The organism is Gracilibacillus orientalis, from assembly GCF_900114645.1.
Lineage (GTDB): Bacteria > Bacillota > Bacilli > Bacillales > Amphibacillaceae > Gracilibacillus > Gracilibacillus orientalis.
Window position 1 is genome coordinate 121907 of sequence record NZ_FOTR01000010.1, and the last position, 23102, is coordinate 145008.

Consider the following 23102-nt stretch of genomic DNA (forward strand, 5'->3'; position numbering starts at 1 on the left):
GTATGAAAAAATGTTTACTCTATTTCACGTTATTAGCATTGATCATTTTAATAGTGATTTATGGTATCGTGATGCAAAAAAGTACACATGCTGATAGTATTAATGATGCTCTTGGTCTACTATATTTTTCTTCCTCAATAGATAAAACCGATGGAAAAGGTAGTCTTTACACAATAGATTCATCTGGTAATGTTTCCGATGCATTAAAAACGGAAGGATTGGAGCTAGGAGAATTATATCATCATAATAATACTGTGATCCTTAATGATGTATCAACTAGTTATATCATGGAAAACGAAAAAATCATTGAAGAAGAGCGCGATCAAAAAGAATATACAGCTATATTCGCTGGCTATATGAATGATAAACGAGTGGAACTATACAACAGTGGATATGATGAAAATGGAACCTATCATTCTCACCTTTATTGGGAACAAGATGGCTCGATGCAGTATCAAGATTTACCTTATTTTATTACAACAGCAGGTATATATGAAGACTCGCTCTATGTTTTAGAGGAAAAAGAAGCAGATGAAGTCATGACCCTGCATGAAATTACCTTAGGTGAAACTATCCAAGACGATTCATTATTCTTACCATTAGATTATAAAACTGACGAGCTAGTACCATTAACTGATATGATCGTTACGGAAGAATATATTTATGGTATCGTCAATATACAACAGGCATATTCCGTATTGATGATAAATAAAAAAACAGATGAAGTCAGCGAAAAAAACTTTTTATCTTTCGATTCTTCTGAAGAAATGTCTGCACATTTGCCACATTCCGTCTACAATAGTATTCATTGGTCAGATAACCAGTTATTTTTCTTAGATGGACAAGGTAATTTGTATCAATTTAACAAAGATGGCGAGTTAGATACAACCTATGACATCCCAGACGCAAATGATGATAGCACGTTTCTTTTTCCTTCATGGTCAGAAAATAAGCTGTATCTTTTTGAAATGACGAATACGGCCTCGATAAAAAAGATTGACTTAATGGAGTTGGAAGTGGAAGATGACTTGGAATTAGATGGTGATGAGTTTTTTGGAGTTAGTGAGCAGTTTTTGTATGACTTTGAAATGATAAATGGATTTTAAGCAAGGGGTTAGTGACCTCTTGCTTATTTTTTTATAAATCATAAAACAATACCTCCATATAAATAATGTCACACCCATAGATCTGCTCATTATTTATATGGAGGTATGACTATGTTAAAGTTTAGTCCTTTTGTAAGGAACAAATAACCCTATCTATGAGGGCTATTTGACCTTTTTTAAAAGAGGCAGTTAGCCTTTAATATCTACGTTACTACCCAGATGTGGTTGCATGGAGGATTCCATCATTTTTATCAAATTATTTGACTGTGTTTCGGCATTATTTAATGCTTTATCCATGACAGAAATACTCGCTTGCTGCTTAACTTGTGCTTGGTTCATCACCACTGACATTGCAGCTACATCCATTTTAACCCCCCCTTTCGATTAGACTACATGCCACCGCCACCCATGCCACCTAGTGCCTGTTGCATGTATTGAGCTTGTGAGTTATAGCGCTGCATCGCTTGCTCCATTGCAGTAAATTGACTATAATAACGGTCTTCCTTCTGTTGTAAACGATCTTCAAATCGAGTAATTTGGTCTTCAATATCAGTTAGGTTTCGTCCAATCGTATACTGACTTTCCGTTGCTGTAGCACGTCCAGCCCGCTCGTAAATGCGGTCCATCGAACTATTTACAGTATCGAATAAGCGTGTCGTAATACCTTGTTCTTCGTAAGTATCTCCATCACTACTAAAGATATTTTGTACCCCATCAGGATCGGACTCAATTGCTTCTCTTAGCTTTTTATCGTCAATTTCTAATTTACCACCAGACATATAGTCACTAGTTGTGGTTATACCTAAGTCAGAAAGATGACTAAAACTGTTAACGGAGTCATCGTTATTCACCGATGCGTAAAAGTCGGAACGAATATCCGATAAAGCACCTTGCAGAATCGAATCACGTCTCAACAAACCGCTCTTTGCCATGTCCGTCCAATCTTCTTGTTGTGTATCGGATAATGATTCTCGTTGTTCGTCCGTTAATGGCTTATAGTCACGGTGGTGTTCCTCATACACTTTGCTATTAACCGCATCAATCAATGTATTATACGTATCAACAAATTCGGTAATATTTTCATAAACCGCTTCGGTGTCATTGGAAACATTTGTAGAAACAGAGTCAGTGAATGTCTGTTTTATATTAAACGTCACACCATCTATTTCAAAAGTGTTTTTTTCACGTTCCGTATCTAACCCATTTATAGTGAATTGAGCATTTTTACCACCAGTTTCCGTTCCTGTCCCGAACTTAAGGGCATTGTTAATAAAATCACCATTAGTCATAATTTCAGTTCCACTCGTATTATAATCGCCGGTCTCTGTTCTAGTTAATGTCAATTGATCGGAGAACGAATCATACATCATTGATACCCCTAAATCAGCATTAGATACTTTACTAGTTAGTCCATTTAAAGTTTCATTACCTGAAATCACAAAATTTTGATATGTTTCTCCATCTGAAGTATGTGCACCTACGTCAAAAGAAGCATAATTCTGATCGTATGTTGCTGAAATCGCTGATCCAGATGTTACAGCATTATCAAAGTTTAACTTACCTGTGTTTGTATTAATGGTACCGATAGAGTTTGTTCCATCTGTTAATTCATATTCATTTTCATTTCCGGTAGTATTACCAATGGTGTAGGATGTACCATCTATGTCTACATTTAAACTGTTTATTGAGCCACCATCCAATTGATAAGATGTAATGTCACTCTCTAACGTCTTTGTTTCAGTACGATCCGCAGTTACATATTCAGCAGAAATTGTATCCCCTTGCTTTACAACACCATCCGCAAAAGTTAAATCTCCAGTAGTACCATTTACATATACTTCATCATCAGCTAAAGTTGTATTTTGATCCGTAATCACTTTAAAGCCTTTTCCATTCACTTGAATGTCCATAGCACCTGTGTCGCTAACTGCATCTCCTAGCTGAATGACTTCATTGTCTGCCTCTGCGGTAATATTTTGGTCTTTAATTGCGCCTTGTTTCCATGTCACACCTGCGGCTAATTTCCCATCTTGTGAAAATAAACTTTTAGATGCATCAATCTTATCTGTACTATCAGCAGAAATAGCTCCACCATTTTTTAAAGTCGCTGCAGACGCTAGTTGTGTTACATTAGATATGTCATAAGAAGATTCACTAGCAGAACTGCTTACTGTTGCTGTGACTTTTGATTCGTCAGAAGAGGTTACTTGACGTGCACGGTAATTTGTCGACATTCTCATATCGGTTAACTGCGAACGGAAATCGAGCATTAAGGTATTCATTTCACGATAATCGTCCCGTTTCCATTCTAATACTTGTTTTTCTTGCTCCATGCGCTGTAATGGCATGCTTTCAGCTTTCATCAGATCACGAACCATCTGGTCAATATCCATACCACTAGCCATACCGTTAATTCTCATGGTTTCACGTCCTTTATCCATTTGATCTTATTTATTATATCGGACATAGTATCACAATCTTTAGTGAAAAATTTTAATAAATGAGTTGGCACTATAAAAAGAGACAGATTTGCCAGTACAGTGTTTAAATGCCATTTAATTAATTAAAAATAGGATTTTAATAATGATTTCAAATATTACTCTCTGAATCGTGGGAGCATTTCTTGGTATATATCATTTCATCTGTTTCTTTTAGAGAGTTAGAAATATTATAATAGCTCTCAACACTGTCGCATCATTCTCCAATCCAATGGAGTTCCCTTTAACAAATCTTTCTTCGCTTCTTTGCCTAAAATATCATCATAATACTTTGGCGAAATACCATACCCTGGCCTAATAGACTTAACATTCTCTCTAGTAAGTTTTTCACCCTTTTTAATATCTTGAACAACAAATAAAGAACGGGATAACTTTCTACTCTCTTTCTTTTTATCAGTTAATTCATAGTCGACTTTACCGACAGCCTTTTCCGCATCACGCACAGCATTTACCATTTGCTTAAATTCATTTCTATCTAATGAAAAACTAGCATCAGGACCACCTATAGATTTATCTAATATAATATGTTTTTCAACTACTTTCGCACCTAGAGCAACAGCAGTTATAGGTGTAGTTATACCTAATGTATGGTCTGATAATCCAACCTGTACTTCAAATGTTTCCTTCATGTTTTTCATTGTGACTAGATTAGCATCCTCAATTTTAGCAGGGTATGATGACGTGCATTTTAAAAGAATAATTTGATCATTTCCCATTCTTCTACATGCTTCAATAGCTTCATTAATTTCGGATAAAGTAGCAATCCCAGTAGATATTATTACTGGTTTCTTTTTTGATGCTATGTATTCAATCAAAGGTATATCCGTAATTTCAAAAGAAGCTACTTTATATGCAGGAACATGCAATTTCTCAAGTAAATCCACTGCCGAATAGTCAAATGGACTGGAGAAACATATTAAACCTAATTCGTTAGCATAATCAAATAATTCTTCATGCCATTCCCAAGGTGTAGATGCTTCTTTGTATAAATCATACAAGGTGCGCCCATCCCAAACTGTACCATTATTCAATTGGAAATATTCATTGTCACAATCAAGGGTAATCGTATCAGCTGTATATGTTTGCAGTTTAATCGCGTCTGCACCAGCTTCTTTGGCTGCTTTAATAGTATTTTTTGCCACCTGTATATCATGTCCATGATTAGCTGATAACTCTGCAATTATTATTGTCTGCTGATTAATATCTTTATCTCCTATTAACAAACTAAGCACCTACCAATAATTCATATTTTAAAAATGCCCCTTCGATATCTCTGCATTTAAAACCCGCTCTTTCGAAAAGTTTTTTAGAAGCGTGGTTACTTTTATCAATATACGCAATAATTTTTGATATATTTTGAAAATCCGAGTTTAGTTTTTTAATGCTTTTGAATAGTAGAGTTAAGCCGAGTCCTTTTCCTCTATGTTCTTCATTAAAACTTATACTTATTGATGCATTTTCTTCATCTATTTCAAATCGAATTTGACCCACAAAGTTGCCATTAATATCTTCAATAATAAGAAACAAATAATTTTGATCATTTCTCACTTTACTAAACCATTCAGTATGATTTGCCCATGATATCTCTCTTTGATTTAAAGAAAAATATCTGACAGTTGGATCATTCGATAGATTATATACTTGATAAATATCTTCTTTCTTTACATTTCTCAATCTATAGTTATCATCAATTTCATGGTCAATTAATAAATAATTAACAATATTTTTAATCCCCGACAAATCAATAATATTATAATTTTGTTTTATTTTAATAGAAGAGTCGACAATATTTTCAAAATAAATCATTAAATCCTTTAAATCATCCTCATCATTTGGGTCGAAGTAGTAATCGACTACTTTTAACTTTAATAAACTATTAATAATTGATTGCTGATTTTCTGCTACTTTTAAAGGTATAAAAGGAGTACCAGTTGCTAATAACTCATAGATAGTTTGTCCAGACCCTGTTATTGCTAAATCTGCAGTTTCCATTAATTGTTTCATTCTATCAGCTGATATATTACTATATATTGTTAGATTTTTATATTTTTTGTTTACTGCTTGATATTGTTCTACTTGATCCACAACTAAATTAAAATTAATAGTTGAATATCTGTCACAAAAATGATTGCTTATCTTTAATATTAAACTCCTTAAATTCGATCCTCCCAAAGTAATTAATACATTAGATATTTTTTCATCTGGACATCGTGTTTGGATATCGGTAAAACTTCTTCTTAAACAAATAACATTCGGACCAGCTATATAATGTGTTGAGTTTTCGACATAGACTCTTTTTTCTAATGATGGTGTGATTACAGTACCTTTAGGATATTTCAACCTATAATAATCGTCTAAATATAAACATTTCTTTGCTAAATATGAGATTAATTCATAGATATCTTGTTCAGCAATATAAGAATCAATAATACAGTAATCATCTTTTTTAATAAATTTCTTTAAATACGCATGAGAGTACCAATTCACAACTTCAAATTCAATATTCTGTAGCATTTCATACGGTTTAACGTCTCCACAAATCATGAAGTGAACTTCAATACTCAGAGCTTTTAGTTCTTCATAGATAGAAGAACATCTAATTATGTGACCATACCCGCTCTTACTTCCGCCTTCTGTGAATATTAAAACTCTCATAACATTAACCTTTCTTATTTTAATGTTTTTTGCTCTATGTGTGCATTAATATTAAATAATTCTTTATCCATTTCAAATAAAGATAATATTTCATCCATGAAAAAGTCATGTTCCCCTGAATATAATTTTTCATAGATTTCTTTAATTAAATCAAAATCTTCTGCAGTATCTAGAGTCCATCTATGGTTTGACATATCTTTGTTATTTTTAAAATAAAAGATTTCACATTCATTTTCATACATATATGGAGTTACATGCTCTCTTTGATAAAATGCACTAGCATTATGGACAGCTTTATCTAAAGTATCTATTGAGAATATCTCAACATCCAAACCTCTCGGGAAAGTTCTATTAAATGATTTCAACCCAATATTCGCTACTAATGTATAATTTTTCCTAATATATATATTAAGCATCTTATCAATAACAATAGGGTCAATCAAAGGACAATCTGATGTAATTCGCACAACTATATCAGCAGATGATTGAAGCGCTGCTTTATAATATCTATCTAAAACATCATTTTCGGAACCTCGATAAATTTGATACCCACTTTTCACTACTTCCTTCACAATTGGATCATCTATCTGCCCAACAGTTGTTGCTACAACGATATCATCCACTAAATTAGATTGTGAGACTCGTTTCATAACATGTGACAGTACTGTTTCACCCTTTAGTTGCTTTAGTACTTTTCCTGGTAGCCTAGTTGACCCCATTCTCGCTTGAATTATTGCAACGACTTTCATCGAAATCACCTTAATTTCTATTGGAATGCTTTTTCACTATTTCTTTTACACATTCAATTACATAATTTACTTCTGTTTCTGTCATACTTGGAAATAATGGCAATGTAATTATTTCTTCATATAACTTTTCTGTATTAGGACAAATTCCTTTTTTGAATCCTAATCCTTGATAAAATGGTTGATAGTATACAGGTATATAGTGAACATTCACCCCTATGTTCTGACCTCTAAGCTCTTCAAAAATTTGTTTCCTAGAGGCGACAAGCTCTGCTATATTGAAACGCAGTACATATAAATGCCAGCTACTATTATTAGTTTGTTTCTGAAAAGGAGTGTTAATTTCTCGAATATTGGCAAAGGCAGCATTATACTTATCCACTATCGCTTTTCTTTTCTTTAAAAAGTCATCTGACTTACTTAATTGGCTAGCTCCTAATGCTGCCTGGATATCCGACATTCTATAATTATATCCCAAAAATTGCATTTCATAATACCAAGGCCCGTGATCTTCTTTCAATTTCGAGCGATCTCTCGTAACACCATGAGATCTAAACTCAAGCAATTTTTCATAATATTCCTTGTTATTGGTAGTTATTATTCCACCTTCCCCAGTTGTAATATGTTTAACTGGATGAAAACTAAACATTGTCATATCGCTAATACTACCAATTTTTTTCCCTTTATGTCTTGCTCCTAACGCATGTGCTGCATCTTCAATAACAATTAAATTGTGTTTAGTTGCCATTTCGTTAATTTCATCTAAATCACAAGGTTGTCCAGTATAGTCGACAGGTATAATTGCTTTTGTTTTACTAGTAATTTTCTTCCATATTTCTTTTGGATCTATGTTATATGTTTTTTGATCGATGTCTACAAATATAGGAGTAGCTCCCATATACAGAACACAATTACTACTAGCAACAAACGTCATTGGAGAAGTAATTACTTCGTCACCTTTTTGAATACCAGCAGCATAGCATGCACCATGTAAGGCTGCTGTTCCATTTGAAAAAGTAACAGCATACTTTGTGTCAACATAGTTTGCAATTGATTTTTCAAATCTTTCAACTGCTGGTCCTGTTGTTAGATAATCACTTTTCAATATAGAAATTACTGAATTAATATCATCATCATCGATCGTTTGATGTCCATAAGGGATAAAGCTATTTTTATTATTGACCATCATATTACTCCTCATTCATTGATAAGCATTTTTAAGTCCTCTATACTTAACCAATCTTCATTTGTTTCACTACTATATTTAAATCCATCATCTAACAACTCATGGTCTTGTATTTCAGTTGCTTGCCACCATGGAAATTCCGGTTGAATAATATAATAATTATCACACTCTACTGTTCTCCTAGCATCATCTTCCGTTATCATTACTTCATGAAGCTTCTCGCCAGGTCTAATTCCAATGATATCAATTTCACATTCAGGGCCTACTGCTCTTGCTAAATCTGTTATTTTCATACTAGGAATTTTAGGTACAAATATTTCTCCACCTTGCATTCTAGCAAAGCTATCGATAACAAACTGTACACCTTGGTCCAAGGTAATCCAAAAACGTGTCATTCTTTCATCCGTAATCGGTAATCGGCCTGTTTCTCTCATTTTTTCAAAGAAAGGTACGACACTACCTCTACTACCTACTACATTTCCATATCTGACGACAGCAAATCGAGTGTTCTTATCTCCAGCATATGAATTTCCAGCTACAAATAGTTTATCAGACGCTAATTTTGTCGCACCATATAGGTTAGCGGGTGCTGCTGCTTTATCCGTGCTTAGCGCCACAACCTTTTGTACACCTTTATCAATTGCTGCTTCAATAATATTCTGCGCACCATGAATATTTGTTTTCACTGCCTCGAATGGATTATATTCACATGCTCCTACATGCTTCATGGCAGCTGCATGAACAACATAATCTACTCCTTCAAAAGCTCGATATAATCTATCTTTATCGCGTACATCACCGATAAAAAATCTTAAGCGATCATCTGTAAGCTCTTGCTTCATTTCATATTGTTTCAATTCATCACGGCTAAAAATGATAACTTTTCGTACGGTTGTTTCCAATATTCTTTTCGTTATTTTTTTCCCAAAGGAACCTGTACCACCTGTTATAAGTACAACTTTGTTGTCAAAGTACATTATTTAGTTACCTCTCTCTGCTCTAATTCTATAAGTTCTATCAATTCAGTGAAATAGGAATCTATTTCATTTTCAAGACTTTTTAATTGCATAAATAAGTTGTCAAATGCTTCAAAGAATAACTCTACTTTCTTAACAAGATCTGATTCATTCTTAATTTTTGATGAATTACTTGCTAAGTTTTCCAGTTGGACCCGAAGCATGGGTGATAAAAATGTAACGTAATATTTATTATTTTTTAACTTCTTAAATTTTTTATCAAATTTAACAAATTGCTTCTCTAGTTGTGTACTGCTTTGATTCTTCATTTTATGAATTTGGCTCACAATATTCTCAAGTTCATTTAATAAAACTGTAAAACTATCTTTCACTTTGTTCAATCTATTAAGACTTAGTTTAACATTATTACCATTGTATGTTGGACTTGCATGAAACCAATTGTCCGTGACTTGATTTTTTGTTGTAAAATGATCCTCTATTACCTGCTCCATCGCTATAAATGGTGCTCCTTCGATATCAGCTCCATTTTTAGTAGTATTGTATACTTCTATATTTGGTGTTGCTTTAATATAAGACTCTAATTGTTCACGCATACGATTATATCCATCATCTGTCCAAACAATATCATTATCTACACTTTTAACAGAAAACATCTTATTCTCGTTTACAGAATCTTGTCCATATTCAATTCCTGTTGCATAGCGACGATTATTTTGAAAGGACAAATTTTGACCAACCAAATATATTGCTTTAATATTCAACTTTGTTAACAGTTGGAAGGTTACTAGTGCAATAGAAGGTGCATCCGAGACAATATCTATTGCACCTTCATCTTTAAGTAAAGTTTGGGCTACTGTGTCTTGATTTGTGAGCATATGTAATATCGGACCTTTATAACTATCTAGTGTCTCAAAACCAACTGTACTACCGAATATTAACGGTATTGTTTCGATGTTCTTATTCTTTACTTTCTGTATAACTTGGTAATTATGTGCTTGCGGATCATATGTACAAACAGCATCAGGATAAATTCCTTGCTCAATTAAAGAATTAATTGCCGATCCAACAGAAAATATATAAGCTAATCCATTTTCTTTGATATATTTTAAGTTATCAAATTCCTCATTTAAGCTCGGACCAGCTGCAACAATAATTGCTGGCTTTCCTTCAAATGATGAGTGATCAACATCTTTAAGAATATTTGGTGTTTTCAGTACACTCGGAAAGTTTTTGATTGCATTGATTGTCCATCGCTTCTGAAAAGCTACATTTGTTACTAGTTTACTTTTTCTATTTTTTAATATATCTATCATTCTTCCATACAATTGATTTAACTCTGCTTTAAATATTTGTGCATAGGACGGCAATGCAACTATTTTTATAGAGTTATTATAACGATCAATTAGTCGTGTCAGTTCATTATTGATTTGGGTTTTTCCGTGAATGACACTGTTTAATTGATCAACTTTATCAAGTGAATAAGTATCTAAAAAGTTAACTAGGATATCTATATTTGGCTCAAAAATAGTGAACGTTAACGACGGGTATATTTCTGTTATCAAGTCAATATGATAACCTAAACCCACACCAAATAAAATAACATGTTTTGTTTCATTAGGTATATCAGAATGATTAATCGTTCGTCTTGCTTCTTTCTCCGGATCATATTTACTATGTATATATTTAAACTTACCATCTACATTCAATTTTAATGTTGGTATACCAGTTTTGGATGTTTCTGTCACAATTTTGTTCTCAACTAATGTATACTGATTAAGTTGGTCTAGTAATGGGCGATTTTTTATACGTAATAGATTGCGATTATCAATTAGCATTTGGACGACTTCCTTCTTGATCAATCGTATTAGTTATTAATTCTATCAATGTTTCAAATATTGCTTTTATTTCATAGTTAATCACGTCAGCAATTAAGATAGTATCTTGATTATCTAATGCGTCTGCCAACTCTGCTACATTTTCTTCTAACTGATGATACACTTCTACATATGCTTGCCAATTAGTTGGTCTTTCCTCCATTCTATCAATCATGAAAATTATATCTGTTAACCATTGTATACCATCTGTTAATTGAGTGAATGTTTTCCACGTATCATCTGATGGCTGCTTCAATAATTGATCTATTAACTTATTGATCACAGTGAAAGAATTCTCTAAATATGTTTCAGCTGTTAATAATGTTTCATTAATAAATTCTGGTTTGGTTCGTCCAATTACATTGATAACATGAATATCTTTTAGGTGATCGCCAATATATGTTTCATAATCTATATAAATGGTTTGATCATCAATAATCAGATGACTAAGGATTAACTCTGTTCCAATCAATTTATTTACAGCTTGGATAACAGCTTTTATGTTATTCGTATTATCTAGCATTAATGATTTTTGATCATTATTCAAAACTATTTTCATGATGATCCCTCCCACTAATTTAAATTACCTAATAACTATATCGGCATTTTTCAGTAACTTTTAATACGTTTAAACAAAAAAGACTCTGGAAGAGAAATCCAGAGTCTTTTTAAACATATTAACGATTAACCTAATAATTGTAACACTGATTGTGGTTGTTGATTTGCTTGAGCAAGCATAGATTGAGATGCTTGGGAAAGGATGTTTGATTTTGTCATCTCCATCATTTCTTTAGCCATATCCACATCACGAATACGAGACTCTGCTGCAGATAGATTCTCAGATGAATTATCTAAGTTAGCAATTGTATGCTCAAGACGGTTTTGCATAGCACCTAAATAAGAACGGCCTTCAGATACTGTTGCAATTTGACTTTCAATATTAGTAATAGCTGATTGAGCACCTGATAAAGAAGAAATATCACCACTTTGTGCTGCTGTAACTACACCTGATAAGTTTACACCAGAAGTAGCAAAGTCAATTACTGTGACTTCATCCTCATTTGCACCTACTTGAATACTTACTGCACCTGATGAACCTGCAGCTCCAGCACTACCATCTAGTAGATTCTGTTTGTTGAATTGTGTATTATCCTTAATTCTTCCTAGCTCTTCGCCAAGTTGTGTAAATTCATTGTTTAAAGCAGCGCGATCTTCTCCTACATTTGTGTCGTTGGAAGATTGAACCGCAAGTTCACGCATACGTTGAAGGATTGAGTGTGTTTCATCAAGCGCACCTTCTGCAGTTTGGATCATTGAGATACCATCTTGAGAGTTACGGCTAGCTTGATCTAAGCCTCGGACTTGTGAGCGCATTTTTTCAGAAATTGAAAGACCTGCTGCATCGTCACCTGCTCTGTTGATACGAAGACCTGAAGATAATTTCTCCATTGAAGATTGCATGTTGTTTTGGTTGATTCCCATTTGACGATGAGTATTCATCGCTGGAATATTATTGTTAATAATCATAAGTATAGTTCCTCCTTGAGTTTTGTGTTTCCCACATCCTTGTGGTATATACTAATTAGTGAAAGCGGCCGCCGATCACTAGAATTAGCTCTATTTTAAATATCGGTCGTTGTTAGCAGATGTTTAGTCCTTTTTATCATTTTTTTTAATTAAATCTAATAATTTTGTCGAAACATCAGCTGCCTCACTATTTTCATCCTGTATCGATTGATAAATTTCTTGTCGGTGGATATCAACATGCTTTGGGGCGGAGATTCCTAGTTTGATTTGGTCCCCTTCAATAGCAACAATTTTCACCTCAATATCATCACCGATTCGAATGGCTTCATTTACTTTTCTAGTCAGTACCAGCATATTATGCCTCCTCTTCCTTGGAGGTTTTGTTGAATATTTGCTCCCGTGTTGTATAATCTTTGTTGTTCGTAATATATTGTTTCGCATTTTTTGACGATTGATTAATGACAATCGGAGCTTGGAGATTTGCTGTACTTGTGGTTAACGGATCTTTTACGGTAACAATTGCTAAAACCATAACATCTTTCTCATCCTTAATCAGCAATTGTTCTATCGTTTGGTCATCTAGATCCAATTGATAGTCCTCTACAAACAAAAATGGATTCACCACCACAAATGTTGGGTCGATTCCATTAGTTGATTGCAATACTTGAAATAATCCACTTTCTTCAAAACTAAGTAGGACAAACTCTTTTTCATCTAAAAAACCTGGAATTCCTTTTGTAAAATGGATAATCTCTTGTTTGTTAATATCTACTTCTCCAAAATATTTCGTATTAATTTGCATACATTCACCCTTCTTATATTTGCATTTCAAAGTTATTTCCGACAAATTTCACATTTTCAAAATCAATGTTGATTGAATTTTTCTGTTCCAAGTAGACATCAATTCCACCTGGCTGATAATGAAATTGATTTTCTGTCGTTTGAACTTCAATTTGCGGTTTATTCGCTGTAGATTCAATGTTCACTTTTGCTGGTTGATAATCAAATTTGACTGCATCACCTGATGGGATCCAACCGATGTTGAACTGCTTCATTGGTCTGTCACCATTTACCTTGGACTGCCTTAGAATAGGATCTCCACCATTTTCAATTTTCATTAATTCATCACCTTGACGACGACGTTTTTTTGAACCTTGAATAGCTGTTTGCATTGATTCTTGAGCCATTTTTCTTATTGATTGTTCGGTTGGAATAATTCCCACATCTGCTAATGCTTTCGATTGATCAATGGTCATCTTTCCTGGTCTGGTATTTATTCGCAAATCAGCTTGAGGTTGTCTGATGGTTTGTTTTACTGATCCTGATTGAATCGAAAGCTGGGCATCGCTAGTTTGAATTCCAATTAAAGCATTTTGTGATTGTATGCGAATTTGAGGTAATCGCATAAATAGAATCCCCTCCTATGGATGAATAAAGCCTCACCTTTCATAAAGGCAAGGCTTTTGATTATCGTAAGAAATCTAATAAGGTTGGTTGAATAATACGTGATCCGGCACTAAGTGCTGCACGGTGTATCGATTCCTGTGAGGTTAAATTCATAATTACTTTTTCGATATCGGCATCTTCGTTTTTCGACATCATATCTTTTGCTGAAACTCCTTGTTCCAGTACACGATTTTCAATTAAATCAATACGATTTTGTCGCGCACCTAAATCGGCACGCGTGTCCACATTGTTATTAATATGGTCATCGATTTCTCCAATGTATGCACTGATCGCATCATCGTCCGTACCAGTGCGAAGTTCTTCTGCAAAATTAGATAAATCGGTGAAAAGTTCTTCATTAAACACGTCATCTGGTCGTACATTAACACGCAGCTTCGTACCCTCTGACACTTCAATATTTACATCTTGATTGTTAATCGCATTTTGGAAGTTACCATCCGCATCAATGTCAAATGGTTTATCTCCATCTACACCTGTTGTATTGGTGCCATTAAATATATATTTATTGTTTACTTCAGTATTTGCGATATCTAAGATATGTTCTTTTAACTGATCGACTTCGGCTGCCATATTACCACGTTGTCCTTCTTCATATGTTCCATTAGCTCCTTGTACCGCAAGTTCACGTAAACGTTCTAAAGCTTTTTGTGTCTTATCTAATGCATCATCAGAGTTATCCATCCAATTATGCACTTCGCCAATGTTACGTTCAAATTGCTCTGAATTTGTAACTTGGGTTCGATAATTCATCCCTTTCATCGCAACAACGGGGTCATCAGAAGGACGATTAATTTTTTTCCCAGTTGACAATTGTTCCATATACTTACCCAAACTATCGTAACTACTACTGAGGTTACGCAACATGTTGTTCGTTAACATTCCTTGTGTTACACGCATTATTCATTACCTCCCTACTAAGCCCATATTATTTATAATTCGATCTAGCATTTCATCTACTGCTGTCATATTTCTTGCTGCTGCATTATACGCATGTTGATACTGAATCATATTGGTCATTTCTTCATCCAGTGATACGGAACTAATTGACTGCTTCGTTCCCTCCACTTGCTGTCTAAGTATTTCGGAATTATTTTGCATCCGGTTAGCATCTTCTGCACTGACACCCATTTCACCGATTACACCTTCGAAAAAACTTTTTATAGATGTTTTGTCATTCATTGTGGTTGCTGTATTATAATTCTCACCTAGTCTCGTATAGACATCTGATAATTCCACCGCATTTTCGCCATCACCTGGTGGTCCTAAGTCACTAGCTGCAATATTATCAACATTCGTTTTAATACTAGCAGCTATATCTATATCGGAAGCGCTATTCCCTGTGAAAAATGCGCCACCTTGGTCCCCATTACCATCACTATCACTATCGACTAAGGTATAACCGTTCTCATGAACATTATTGAATTCTTTTATAAAATTATCTGCCATCTCATCTAAGTCGGCTAGCATATCATTATATTCTCCGGCCGGATCACCAGCACCATCTACATATCCAGCGCCTTCCATCATTGCTTTCAGTTTACCGTTTACCACAAATTCATCTGCAGGAACTGTGGTACCCGCTGCACCACCAGAAAATTCAATTTGTGTTGCATTATTGTTTTCATTAAATGAAAAATCAATATGGTTTACAGCACCTGTATTTCCATCAACTAGTTTCACGCCATCCGATGGCCCCTCACTTTTGATTTCAACTGTTGCAATCCCTTGTGCTATCGGGCTTGGTTGACCTGAGCTTTTATCATAAGACACATTGATGTCTACATATTCCGATAGACTGTCAACTAAACGATCGCGTTCATCATATAGATCATTTGGTACAAACCCATGTGGTTCAATATCTGATATTTGTTCATTTAATCCATTAATTTGATCAATTAAGGAGTTAACTTCCGTATTATTGACATCAATTTCATTTTTAAAATTTACCTTTACATCTTTTAAAGAACTATCAATATAATGAAAGGCATCTGCAACTGCTACCCCTCGTTCTTTCACTACAGATCGTGCCCCTGAATCTTCAGGATTTACCGATAGATCCTGTAAAGATTGCCAAAATTGATCCATTGAATGGGATAAACCTTGCTCAGATGGTTCATTCAAAATGGTTTCCATCTTCGACATCATATCCGCTTTTGATTCATAATAACCTACCTTAGTATTTTCCTGACGAAACTGCTTATCAATGAAACTATCACGAATTCGTTCAATAGAGCCTGCTTCCACCCCACTGCCGACCTGACCTGGTATTTCCGGTCGATTTCGTGATGCTGGTGGATATGGCGCCGTTTGGGTCATATTCACTCGTTGTCTTGTATAGCCTTCCGTATTGGCATTGGCGATATTATGGCCCGTTGTATATAATGCTGACTGTTGCGTATGGAGTGCTCGTTTTGCTACTTCCAATCCATTAAATGTTGATGACATTGTTTGTTCCTCCTACTTACGCTTTTGAATCAAATACCGATCGTCTCGGTGCTGATGGCTTTGATTGATGCTTAGCATTTCCATATGTCATATTTTTCATCGATGGCTGCATCATGTCTAATGACAGCTGGACAAATTGTAACGACTGTTGGGTTAATTGTTTATTTAAATCCTCTTGTCGGCGCAATTCGACTAATTGCTCCGCTAATGTTAACGTCACTTGTTCCAATTGCTGTTGATCCGCTCCGGTTGTATATTCTTCAATGATGGTTGATACGGTGACAGTTTTCTGGTCCAAGTTTTGCTTGGTTGCCCAGCTTGCTACTGCATCGATTCGTTTTTGCTCGATTTGGTTGATTGCCTGCACATGTTTTTGTTCTTTAGTCATTAACTTTTGCAATGCATCCGTGTTACCTTCTTTTAAAATTTCTGTCTTTTGCTTGGAGATGCGCAGCAGACTGTCATGTAACTCAATCAATTTATTTAGATGTTGGATAATAGGCTGAACGGACATAAGTGGTCTGCTCCTTTTTCTTCCATTTTATTAAGCTTTCCAGTAGTTCAACAGCTTCTTCGCCGTTTCTTTGTTGTTGACGTTATATTCGCCATTATCTACTTGCTGTTTAATTTCGTTCACATAAGCCTGGCGAGAGTCCTTTTGTTGCATTTTTAGTGCTTCATCTGATATTTGCAATTGATCTGGTTTAAGTGAATGGGACTTGGATGCTGTTTGTTTCTCTATTTGTTGTAGCTTTTGATATGGATTCATTTTTGAATGGTTTGGTCCATGTATTTTCAAGACCTTTCACCTCTTTCCTATTTTCGTGCATATTTATTTATTATTTATATCGGACGATTATCTGAATTGTTTAATATTCTTTTAGTATATCGATTTGACTGGGTATTGGAAAGAGGACTAAAGTATTAGAATGGGATCTTTTGAATTAGTAGTAACTATCTTATCAAGAGGAAAACCTCCTTTTATCTGAAAGGAGGTTTTAGTTATTACGGTTTCTTGTGTAATATGTTTTCTCAATTTGTTTTTGCTCTTGCTCGTTTTTTTGTTTTACTCTCTCGACTTCCTGCTGATAGCGAAGGTCTGATGATATTTTATTTGTGCAGTTCTCACAGATTTTCCCACTTGCAATTGGGTCACCACAACGTTGACATGGATAGCTCAAGTTTGGGAATTGAGAAGATCGAAGACGGTTATCTTTAACAAATTGTAAAATAATATCCTCTTTTACTCCGGTCGCTTCCACAATTTCCGGAATGGTCGCTTGTCGGTTTTCCCGTTTTTTAAGAAAATCATAAACAATTTGAAACTGTTTTTCATCGTCCTTCACACAATCAGGACAAATCGATTTCGTTATTTTGACAAAGACTTTATTACATCTGGCGCAATTTGCTAATTCTCCCATTGCTAGCACCCTCTTTCTATTTATTTTGTTTCATTATGTGTATTTACCTAACTAATGTAAAACTGTAAATATGGGCACATCCTGCCTCTTGAAGTAACTTTGCTGCATGATGAATCGTCATACCAGTTGTATATATATCATCGACAAGTAAGACATCCGTTTCAAGTGATTTTGTTAAGAAAAAAGGATTTTTTGTGGTGATTCGCTGTTGTCTTGATTTTTTTGATTGCTTTTCTGAATGACTTACATTTCTTGAAAGTGCGTGTATGACCGGGTTCTTATGATGATGAGCAATAATTTCTGCAATGGCTATTGCTTGATTGAATGCTCGGTCATGAAGTCTTTCATTAGTTAGGGGGATTGGTACAATCGTGAAGGATTTTGTTGGATAAAAGTTTCGTATCTCTTTTTTGATGTAAGGAGAAAATATGTCTTTCAATTGATAATCACCACGGTATTTCCATTGAGTAATGACCTCTTGCATAAACGGTGTGTACTGAAAAAGCGATCGATTAAACAGTAAAGTATCTCGATATTTTTTGTTAGATTGCCATTTATTGCAGTCTTCACACATAGTTTCATTTGGCATTTGTCTTCCACACCGTTCACAAATAGTGCCTGCAATTCTTTTCAGTTGGGATTGACAGCTGTCACATAATTGAGTCTGTTCATTTGGAAGAAAAAGTGTACTCCATGTGACAGGTTGACTGATCCAATCCTGACATTTTAAACAATACATCATAGCTTTTTTCCCTTCTTATTCATCATTTTAATTTGAGCAATTGCATCCTCCATGGCATTGGTTTTGCCTTGATGAATGAACAGAACGTTTCCACCAGGATCATCAGGACTTCTTCCAGCTCGTCCTGCAATTTGCACTAATGCTGCTTCATCAAAGACATGGTGTCCAGCATCAAGGATAACGACATCAACGGAAGGAAATGTTACACCTCTTTCAAGAATCGTTGTTGTAACAAGGATGTCAATCTTCTTCTGACGGAATTGTTCTACTTTTTCTTTTCTGTCGGGGTCTTCGGCATGAACTGCAATTGCTTGGTATCGTTCTGCTACTTTTTTTAGTAGTGGGATCTTTGGAACGAATATTAATAATTGACGCGATTCAGGTCTTGTGGTAAGGAACTGTTGCAAAGCTTTTGATTCTGTTCCCTTTTGGAGTTTTTTTCTTAGGTTTATTTCGATCTTAAGTTGGGGTATTGGCAGTGGTTGACCGTGAAAGCGAATCGGTACAAATTGTACAGGTAGTTTCTTGTGACTAATTTTTTGTTTATGTTCTGGTCTCGGGGTGGCTGTTAAATAAATAGATGTGGCATCCTTTTTGCAAGCTCGGGTGGTTAAGTAAGCTAAAGTTTTGTCATGGTGAAAAGGGAAAGCATCAATTTCATCAATAATCATGACATCGAAGGCCTCCTGGTAACGGATTAACTGATGGGTAGTGCTAATGATCAGTTGTCCTTTATCGGTTCGATCTGGTGAATCCGCATATAATGCTTCAATTTCTGTGTCAGGGAAGGCTTGCTTGAGGCGGGGAAATAGTTCTCTTACCACATCGGCTCTTGGTGTAGCAATGCAGATTCGTTTGCTTTCTGTGATAGCTTTGGTTATTGCCGGGAATAGCATTTCGGTTTTACCAGATCCACATACAGCCCAAATAAGTAGTTCTTTTTGCTTGTATTCGATCGTTTGCTCAATTGCGTCTGCTGCTTTTTGTTGTGGTGGGGTTAATGTGCCTGTCCAATGGCACGGTTGTGTTTGAAGTGGCCAAGCAGGCTTTGATCCGTTCCAAACAATGAGTATGTCACATTGCAGTACTCTACCTGTCTGGATGCAATTGCGGCAATAGAGATGGGGGTGATCACATCTCGCACAAGGTATATCGGCAAACAGCTGTTGATTTCTATTGCCGCAACGGTTACATTGATGCCGACCATATTTGGTTGTTATACTTGGTAATTGCTTCGATTGATTGGTGCGGAATAGATAATCTATTGTTGGTTTTGTAAGGGGAAGTTCCGAGGTTAATAAAAGCTTTCCGGCGAGGAATTTGGAAAAATTCATAGCAAACCTCCTGTATAGATGGTGAGGACAAGCCCCACCACATTATTTCTTATATCCAGATCCAGCGACTAGTGAGACTATCTCATGCCTCTATACGAGATAAACGTCACTTAACGAGCACTTTTCTTTTTATACCATCCCATCCCGAGTGATCCTTCACCGAGATGTGTACCAATAACTGGACCAAAGTAGCTTACTGATACTTCTACATTATCGAATCGTGTTTCTAACTGATGTTTAAGTTCTTCAGCCTCTGCCTCACGGTTGGCATGAATAACTGTTGCTCGAATCGGTACACCCGTGGACGCATCTTCTTCAAATAATTGAAAGATTCGTTTTAAGGCTTTTTTCTTAGTTCGAATTTTTTCGTATGGCACAATTTTTGTATCTTCAAAATGCAGAATTGGTTTTACTTGCAGCATGCTGCCAATCAAGGCTTGAGCACCATTCAATCTACCACCACGATGAAGATGAGTTAGATCATCTGCCATGAAATAGGCGCGAAGTGATCCTTTTATTTCATGCAGACGTGATATTATCGTTTCAGCATCTTGGCCATCCTGTGCCATTTCAGCTGCTTCTAGTACATAGAATCCTTGTGCCATACAACTGATTTCTGAATCAAATGGGAAAACTTCAATTCCCTCTACCATGGATTGTGCAGTTACAACAGACTGAAAAGCACCACTGATGCCGCTGGATAATGTAATAAAAATAGCTTGATCATAATTTGCTGCAAGTTCTTCTAATTTTTCTGTTATGAGTCCGATAGAGGGTTGAGAAGTCTTGGGAAATTGCTCAACCTCTTTTATTTTCTGATAAAATTCTTCTGTAGAAATATCGATTTCTTCCTGGTAGGAGTCATTCCCAATAACAACATTCAGGGGAACCATATGTATATTTTTTTCTTTTCTATGCGAATCTGAAATATATGCCGTACTATCGGTAATGACCGCAACTTTCATACTTATATCTAACCTTTCTTCTAGTTATTAGTTTACTATATTTCATTTTACCTAATATTCTGTTGGTTGCATAGTCAAAAACGCAAGCTTATAAAACTTTTCAACAGTATTTTCTAGACAAAAAAATAGCCCCATAGGAGCTATTTTTTAAAGGATTTCTACCCAACCTTTTTTGATTGCTATAACGACTGCTTGGGTACGGTCCTTTACTTTCATTTTTTGCAGAATACTGCTTACATGGTTTTTCACGGTTTTTTCACTTATATAAAGAGATTCTGAGATCCCTTTGTTACTTTTACCTTCTGCTAGTAGTTGTAATACTTGGCACTCTCTTCTTGTAAGTAAATGGAGAGGTTTACGATGTTCTACTTCTTTTAATTTTGAAAGAGATGTATCAGAATCATATAACGCATCTTCTTCAGAAACTAACCTGCGATATTCTTTCACTAAATTATGTGTAACTTTCGGATGAAGATAAGAGCCACCTTCTGATACTACTGAAATAGCGTCAATCAATGCATCAGAGTCCATTTCTTTTAGTAAGTAGCCTTGTGCACCTGATTTCAGTGCATGTGTAACATAATTCTCGTCATCATGAATCGAAAGAATAATGACTTTTACGCCTGGATAACGTTCCAATAACTCAGCAGTTGCCTCTACGCCGTTAACACCGGGCATATTAATATCCATCAATACCACATCGGGCTTGTACTTTTTAACAAGCTCTGTTGCTGCGGAGCCGTCATCACCTTCTGCTAATACGTTAAAGCCAGTCTCTAATTCTAATATCCTTTTTACCCCTTCACGAAATAACTTATGATCGTCAATTAATACAATGTTGGTTGTCATGATTACTCCTCCTCAAGTTCCTAAATAACTTCTTCATTTATTTGACATAATCGTCGTTGTAATACGATTGGTCTCCTATCCCTACTATTATACCTGATTCTGGTTAATTTGCAGTAGTGTTTTCTTGTTCAACAGGAATCGTTATGCTTACTCTAGTACCTGTTCCTTCTTCACTGCTGTTAATTTTTAAGTCTCCTCCGAGAATCTCGACTCGCTCGTGCATGCCTATTATACCAAAAGATTTATCTTTTTTCTCGGATTGTTCAATTCCTTTACCATTATCAGTGATAGTAGCAACGACTTTTTCACAAGAAATATCTAACTCCACTAGAATCAGTCCTGCTTCAGCATGTTTGATTGCATTTTGAATGGACTCTTGTATTAGACGAAATAAAGCTACTTCATAATGACTATGTAATCGCTCGTTAGTCGACTGATACTTGAACCGGATGTTAGGGTGTTGATCTTCTAATGTGCTTATGTACTTTTTTATCGTAGGTATTAATCCTAAATCATCCAGCGCCATTGGTCGTAAGTCATAGATAATACGCCTTACCTCATATAGTGAATCGCGAATCATTACTCTTACATTGCGCATTTCTTGGACTGCACTGTCTACATCGCCTTTTTTATAGGTACGATCGACTATTTCTGATCGTAGCATAATATTTGCCAGCATCTGTGCTGGTCCATCATGCATTTCTCTTGAAAGGCGGCTACGTTCTTCTTCTTGCGCTTCAATAATTTTTAAACCAAATTCCTGCTTTTCATGGGCATCACTGATCAATTCGGAAACTTCTTTAAAGTCTTCATTTAAATAATTCAACACGATTGAAATTTTTCCGACTAGCCCTTCTGCCCGTTCCACCATTTGTTCGATTGTTTTTAGGCGTAACTCGATTTCGTCACGTCTTAATCTAAGTGCTTTTTCCTTATCACGTGTAACAACTAATTTTGTTTGAAGCTGATGGGCTTGGTCGTATACTTCCTTAACTTTATCTTCTGAATGTTTTTTGAAGTTTTTACTGACTTCTGATAATTTTTTTCTGGATAAATTTGATTTCTTTTCAAGTATATCTCCTTCAGCAATAACCGTTGCTACATCTTCTTTCAACACTGCTAGTTCTTGCTCTAACGTTTCATATTCCTTACGAGATTCCTCAGCAATTTCAAAGACTTCATCCTTGCTGTTTTTTACTGTATCTATCATCTCGTCTATTATATAATCTAATGTATGATCTGTACTTTTCATATACCAAACCTCACCACCTAGTTTCATTTTATACCATACGAAATATATAGTTCTTTTT

At 35.3% G+C, this 23102-nt stretch carries 24 protein-coding genes; 1 reads left to right on the forward strand and 23 read right to left on the reverse strand.

What is annotated here, in order from left to right; genetic code table 11:
* Positions 1 to 2 precede the first annotated feature (2 nt).
* Positions 3 to 1106 carry a hypothetical protein gene (locus BM121_RS16820; RefSeq protein WP_091484882.1) on the forward strand — a complete coding sequence of 368 codons (1104 nt, stop codon included), beginning with the start codon at positions 3 to 5 and terminating at the stop codon, positions 1104 to 1106.
* 189 nt (positions 1107 to 1295) lie between these two features.
* Here the strand turns inward: BM121_RS16820 and BM121_RS16825 are convergent, their stop codons facing one another.
* From BM121_RS16825 to BM121_RS16935, 23 genes are all read right to left on the reverse strand, one after another.
* The gene (locus BM121_RS16825; RefSeq protein ID WP_091484884.1) at positions 1296 to 1472 is read right to left on the reverse strand and encodes a YjfB family protein; all 177 of its coding nucleotides are present in this window, start codon (positions 1470 to 1472) and stop codon (positions 1296 to 1298) included.
* 23 nt (positions 1473 to 1495) lie between these two features.
* On the reverse strand, positions 1496 to 3526 hold the full coding sequence (gene fliD, locus BM121_RS16830; RefSeq protein WP_091484885.1) for a flagellar filament capping protein FliD: 2031 nt from the start codon (positions 3524 to 3526) through the stop codon (positions 1496 to 1498).
* Between the two features lie 260 nt (positions 3527 to 3786).
* A complete protein-coding gene (pseI, locus tag BM121_RS16835) occupies positions 3787 to 4827 on the reverse strand; it encodes a pseudaminic acid synthase (protein ID WP_091484887.1) in 1041 nt (346 codons plus the stop codon).
* A 1-nt stretch (position 4828) separates the two neighbouring features.
* Entirely contained in the window at positions 4829 to 6259 is a 1431-nt protein-coding gene (locus BM121_RS16840; RefSeq protein WP_091484889.1) for a bifunctional UDP-2,4-diacetamido-2,4,6-trideoxy-beta-L-altropyranose hydrolase/GNAT family N-acetyltransferase, read from the reverse strand.
* A 14-nt stretch (positions 6260 to 6273) separates the two neighbouring features.
* Positions 6274 to 7008 carry a cytidylyltransferase domain-containing protein gene (locus BM121_RS16845; RefSeq protein WP_091484890.1) on the reverse strand — a complete coding sequence of 245 codons (735 nt, stop codon included), beginning with the start codon at positions 7006 to 7008 and terminating at the stop codon, positions 6274 to 6276.
* A gap of 10 nt (positions 7009 to 7018) precedes the next feature.
* Complete coding sequence (gene pseC, locus BM121_RS16850) at positions 7019 to 8191, reverse strand: UDP-4-amino-4,6-dideoxy-N-acetyl-beta-L-altrosamine transaminase (protein ID WP_091484891.1); 1173 nt, start codon at positions 8189 to 8191, stop codon at positions 7019 to 7021.
* An 11-nt stretch (positions 8192 to 8202) separates the two neighbouring features.
* Positions 8203 to 9168 (reverse strand): UDP-N-acetylglucosamine 4,6-dehydratase (inverting), encoded by a 966-nt coding sequence (gene pseB / locus BM121_RS16855; RefSeq protein ID WP_175495475.1) that lies wholly within the window; start codon positions 9166 to 9168, stop codon positions 8203 to 8205.
* Positions 9168 to 11003: a motility associated factor glycosyltransferase family protein gene (locus tag BM121_RS16860; protein ID WP_091484895.1), complete on the reverse strand. Its 1836-nt coding sequence runs from the start codon at positions 11001 to 11003 to the stop codon at positions 9168 to 9170. Before BM121_RS16860 ends, pseB begins: the two co-directional genes overlap by 1 nt.
* Entirely contained in the window at positions 10993 to 11601 is a 609-nt protein-coding gene (locus BM121_RS16865) for a hypothetical protein (protein ID WP_091484897.1), read from the reverse strand. Before BM121_RS16865 ends, BM121_RS16860 begins: the two co-directional genes overlap by 11 nt.
* Positions 11602 to 11726: 125 nt before the next feature.
* A complete protein-coding gene (locus tag BM121_RS16870) occupies positions 11727 to 12569 on the reverse strand; it encodes a flagellin N-terminal helical domain-containing protein (protein ID WP_091484898.1) in 843 nt (280 codons plus the stop codon).
* A 123-nt stretch (positions 12570 to 12692) separates the two neighbouring features.
* Entirely contained in the window at positions 12693 to 12923 is a 231-nt protein-coding gene (gene csrA / locus BM121_RS16875; protein ID WP_091484900.1) for a carbon storage regulator CsrA, read from the reverse strand.
* Position 12924: 1 nt separating this feature from the next.
* A complete protein-coding gene (fliW, locus tag BM121_RS16880; protein ID WP_091484901.1) occupies positions 12925 to 13371 on the reverse strand; it encodes a flagellar assembly protein FliW in 447 nt (148 codons plus the stop codon).
* Between the two features lie 13 nt (positions 13372 to 13384).
* Positions 13385 to 13975: a DUF6470 family protein gene (locus BM121_RS16885; protein WP_091484903.1), complete on the reverse strand. Its 591-nt coding sequence runs from the start codon at positions 13973 to 13975 to the stop codon at positions 13385 to 13387.
* Between the two features lie 61 nt (positions 13976 to 14036).
* The gene (gene flgL, locus BM121_RS16890) at positions 14037 to 14933 is read right to left on the reverse strand and encodes a flagellar hook-associated protein FlgL (protein WP_091484904.1); all 897 of its coding nucleotides are present in this window, start codon (positions 14931 to 14933) and stop codon (positions 14037 to 14039) included.
* Positions 14934 to 14939: 6 nt separating this feature from the next.
* A complete protein-coding gene (gene flgK, locus BM121_RS16895) occupies positions 14940 to 16481 on the reverse strand; it encodes a flagellar hook-associated protein FlgK (protein WP_091484906.1) in 1542 nt (513 codons plus the stop codon).
* 16 nt (positions 16482 to 16497) lie between these two features.
* Complete coding sequence (locus BM121_RS16900) at positions 16498 to 16995, reverse strand: flagellar protein FlgN (protein ID WP_091484907.1); 498 nt, start codon at positions 16993 to 16995, stop codon at positions 16498 to 16500.
* Between the two features lie 30 nt (positions 16996 to 17025).
* Complete coding sequence (flgM, locus tag BM121_RS16905) at positions 17026 to 17280, reverse strand: flagellar biosynthesis anti-sigma factor FlgM (protein ID WP_091484909.1); 255 nt, start codon at positions 17278 to 17280, stop codon at positions 17026 to 17028.
* A gap of 199 nt (positions 17281 to 17479) precedes the next feature.
* Entirely contained in the window at positions 17480 to 17902 is a 423-nt protein-coding gene (locus BM121_RS16910) for a TIGR03826 family flagellar region protein (protein WP_091484911.1), read from the reverse strand.
* A 43-nt stretch (positions 17903 to 17945) separates the two neighbouring features.
* Entirely contained in the window at positions 17946 to 18644 is a 699-nt protein-coding gene (locus BM121_RS16915; RefSeq protein ID WP_091484912.1) for a ComF family protein, read from the reverse strand.
* On the reverse strand, positions 18641 to 19978 hold the full coding sequence (locus BM121_RS16920; protein ID WP_175495476.1) for an ATP-dependent helicase ComFA: 1338 nt from the start codon (positions 19976 to 19978) through the stop codon (positions 18641 to 18643). The genes BM121_RS16915 and BM121_RS16920 overlap by 4 nt, the downstream gene beginning before the upstream one ends.
* Positions 19979 to 20088: 110 nt before the next feature.
* Entirely contained in the window at positions 20089 to 20943 is an 855-nt protein-coding gene (locus BM121_RS16925) for a DegV family protein (protein WP_091484914.1), read from the reverse strand.
* Positions 20944 to 21090: 147 nt separating this feature from the next.
* On the reverse strand, positions 21091 to 21792 hold the full coding sequence (locus BM121_RS16930; RefSeq protein ID WP_091484915.1) for a response regulator transcription factor: 702 nt from the start codon (positions 21790 to 21792) through the stop codon (positions 21091 to 21093).
* 103 nt (positions 21793 to 21895) lie between these two features.
* Entirely contained in the window at positions 21896 to 23044 is a 1149-nt protein-coding gene (locus BM121_RS16935; protein ID WP_091484917.1) for a sensor histidine kinase, read from the reverse strand.
* Positions 23045 to 23102: the final 58 nt, after the last annotated feature.

What these genes read in the sequence shown, in the direction of transcription:
- BM121_RS16820 (WP_091484882.1), top strand. Translation starts at nt 3, where the DNA reads ATGAAAAAATGTTTACTCTATTTCACGTTATTAGCATTGATCATTTTA.
- BM121_RS16825 (WP_091484884.1), bottom strand. Translation starts at nt 1,472, where the DNA reads ATGGATGTAGCTGCAATGTCAGTGGTGATGAACCAAGCACAAGTTAAG.
- fliD (WP_091484885.1), bottom strand. Translation starts at nt 3,526, where the DNA reads ATGAGAATTAACGGTATGGCTAGTGGTATGGATATTGACCAGATGGTT.
- BM121_RS16840 (WP_091484889.1), bottom strand. Translation starts at nt 6,259, where the DNA reads ATGAGAGTTTTAATATTCACAGAAGGCGGAAGTAAGAGCGGGTATGGT.
- BM121_RS16845 (WP_091484890.1), bottom strand. Translation starts at nt 7,008, where the DNA reads ATGAAAGTCGTTGCAATAATTCAAGCGAGAATGGGGTCAACTAGGCTA.
- pseC (WP_091484891.1), bottom strand. Translation starts at nt 8,191, where the DNA reads ATGGTCAATAATAAAAATAGCTTTATCCCTTATGGACATCAAACGATC.
- pseB (WP_175495475.1), bottom strand. Translation starts at nt 9,168, where the DNA reads ATGTACTTTGACAACAAAGTTGTACTTATAACAGGTGGTACAGGTTCC.
- BM121_RS16860 (WP_091484895.1), bottom strand. Translation starts at nt 11,003, where the DNA reads ATGCTAATTGATAATCGCAATCTATTACGTATAAAAAATCGCCCATTA.
- BM121_RS16865 (WP_091484897.1), bottom strand. Translation starts at nt 11,601, where the DNA reads ATGAAAATAGTTTTGAATAATGATCAAAAATCATTAATGCTAGATAAT.
- BM121_RS16870 (WP_091484898.1), bottom strand. Translation starts at nt 12,569, where the DNA reads ATGATTATTAACAATAATATTCCAGCGATGAATACTCATCGTCAAATG.
- csrA (WP_091484900.1), bottom strand. Translation starts at nt 12,923, where the DNA reads ATGCTGGTACTGACTAGAAAAGTAAATGAAGCCATTCGAATCGGTGAT.
- fliW (WP_091484901.1), bottom strand. Translation starts at nt 13,371, where the DNA reads ATGCAAATTAATACGAAATATTTTGGAGAAGTAGATATTAACAAACAA.
- BM121_RS16885 (WP_091484903.1), bottom strand. Translation starts at nt 13,975, where the DNA reads ATGCGATTACCTCAAATTCGCATACAATCACAAAATGCTTTAATTGGA.
- flgL (WP_091484904.1), bottom strand. Translation starts at nt 14,933, where the DNA reads ATGCGTGTAACACAAGGAATGTTAACGAACAACATGTTGCGTAACCTC.
- flgK (WP_091484906.1), bottom strand. Translation starts at nt 16,481, where the DNA reads ATGTCATCAACATTTAATGGATTGGAAGTAGCAAAACGAGCACTCCAT.
- BM121_RS16900 (WP_091484907.1), bottom strand. Translation starts at nt 16,995, where the DNA reads ATGTCCGTTCAGCCTATTATCCAACATCTAAATAAATTGATTGAGTTA.
- BM121_RS16910 (WP_091484911.1), bottom strand. Translation starts at nt 17,902, where the DNA reads ATGGGAGAATTAGCAAATTGCGCCAGATGTAATAAAGTCTTTGTCAAA.
- BM121_RS16915 (WP_091484912.1), bottom strand. Translation starts at nt 18,644, where the DNA reads ATGATGTATTGTTTAAAATGTCAGGATTGGATCAGTCAACCTGTCACA.
- BM121_RS16920 (WP_175495476.1), bottom strand. Translation starts at nt 19,978, where the DNA reads ATGAATTTTTCCAAATTCCTCGCCGGAAAGCTTTTATTAACCTCGGAA.
- BM121_RS16925 (WP_091484914.1), bottom strand. Translation starts at nt 20,943, where the DNA reads ATGAAAGTTGCGGTCATTACCGATAGTACGGCATATATTTCAGATTCG.
- BM121_RS16930 (WP_091484915.1), bottom strand. Translation starts at nt 21,792, where the DNA reads ATGACAACCAACATTGTATTAATTGACGATCATAAGTTATTTCGTGAA.
- BM121_RS16935 (WP_091484917.1), bottom strand. Translation starts at nt 23,044, where the DNA reads ATGAAAAGTACAGATCATACATTAGATTATATAATAGACGAGATGATA.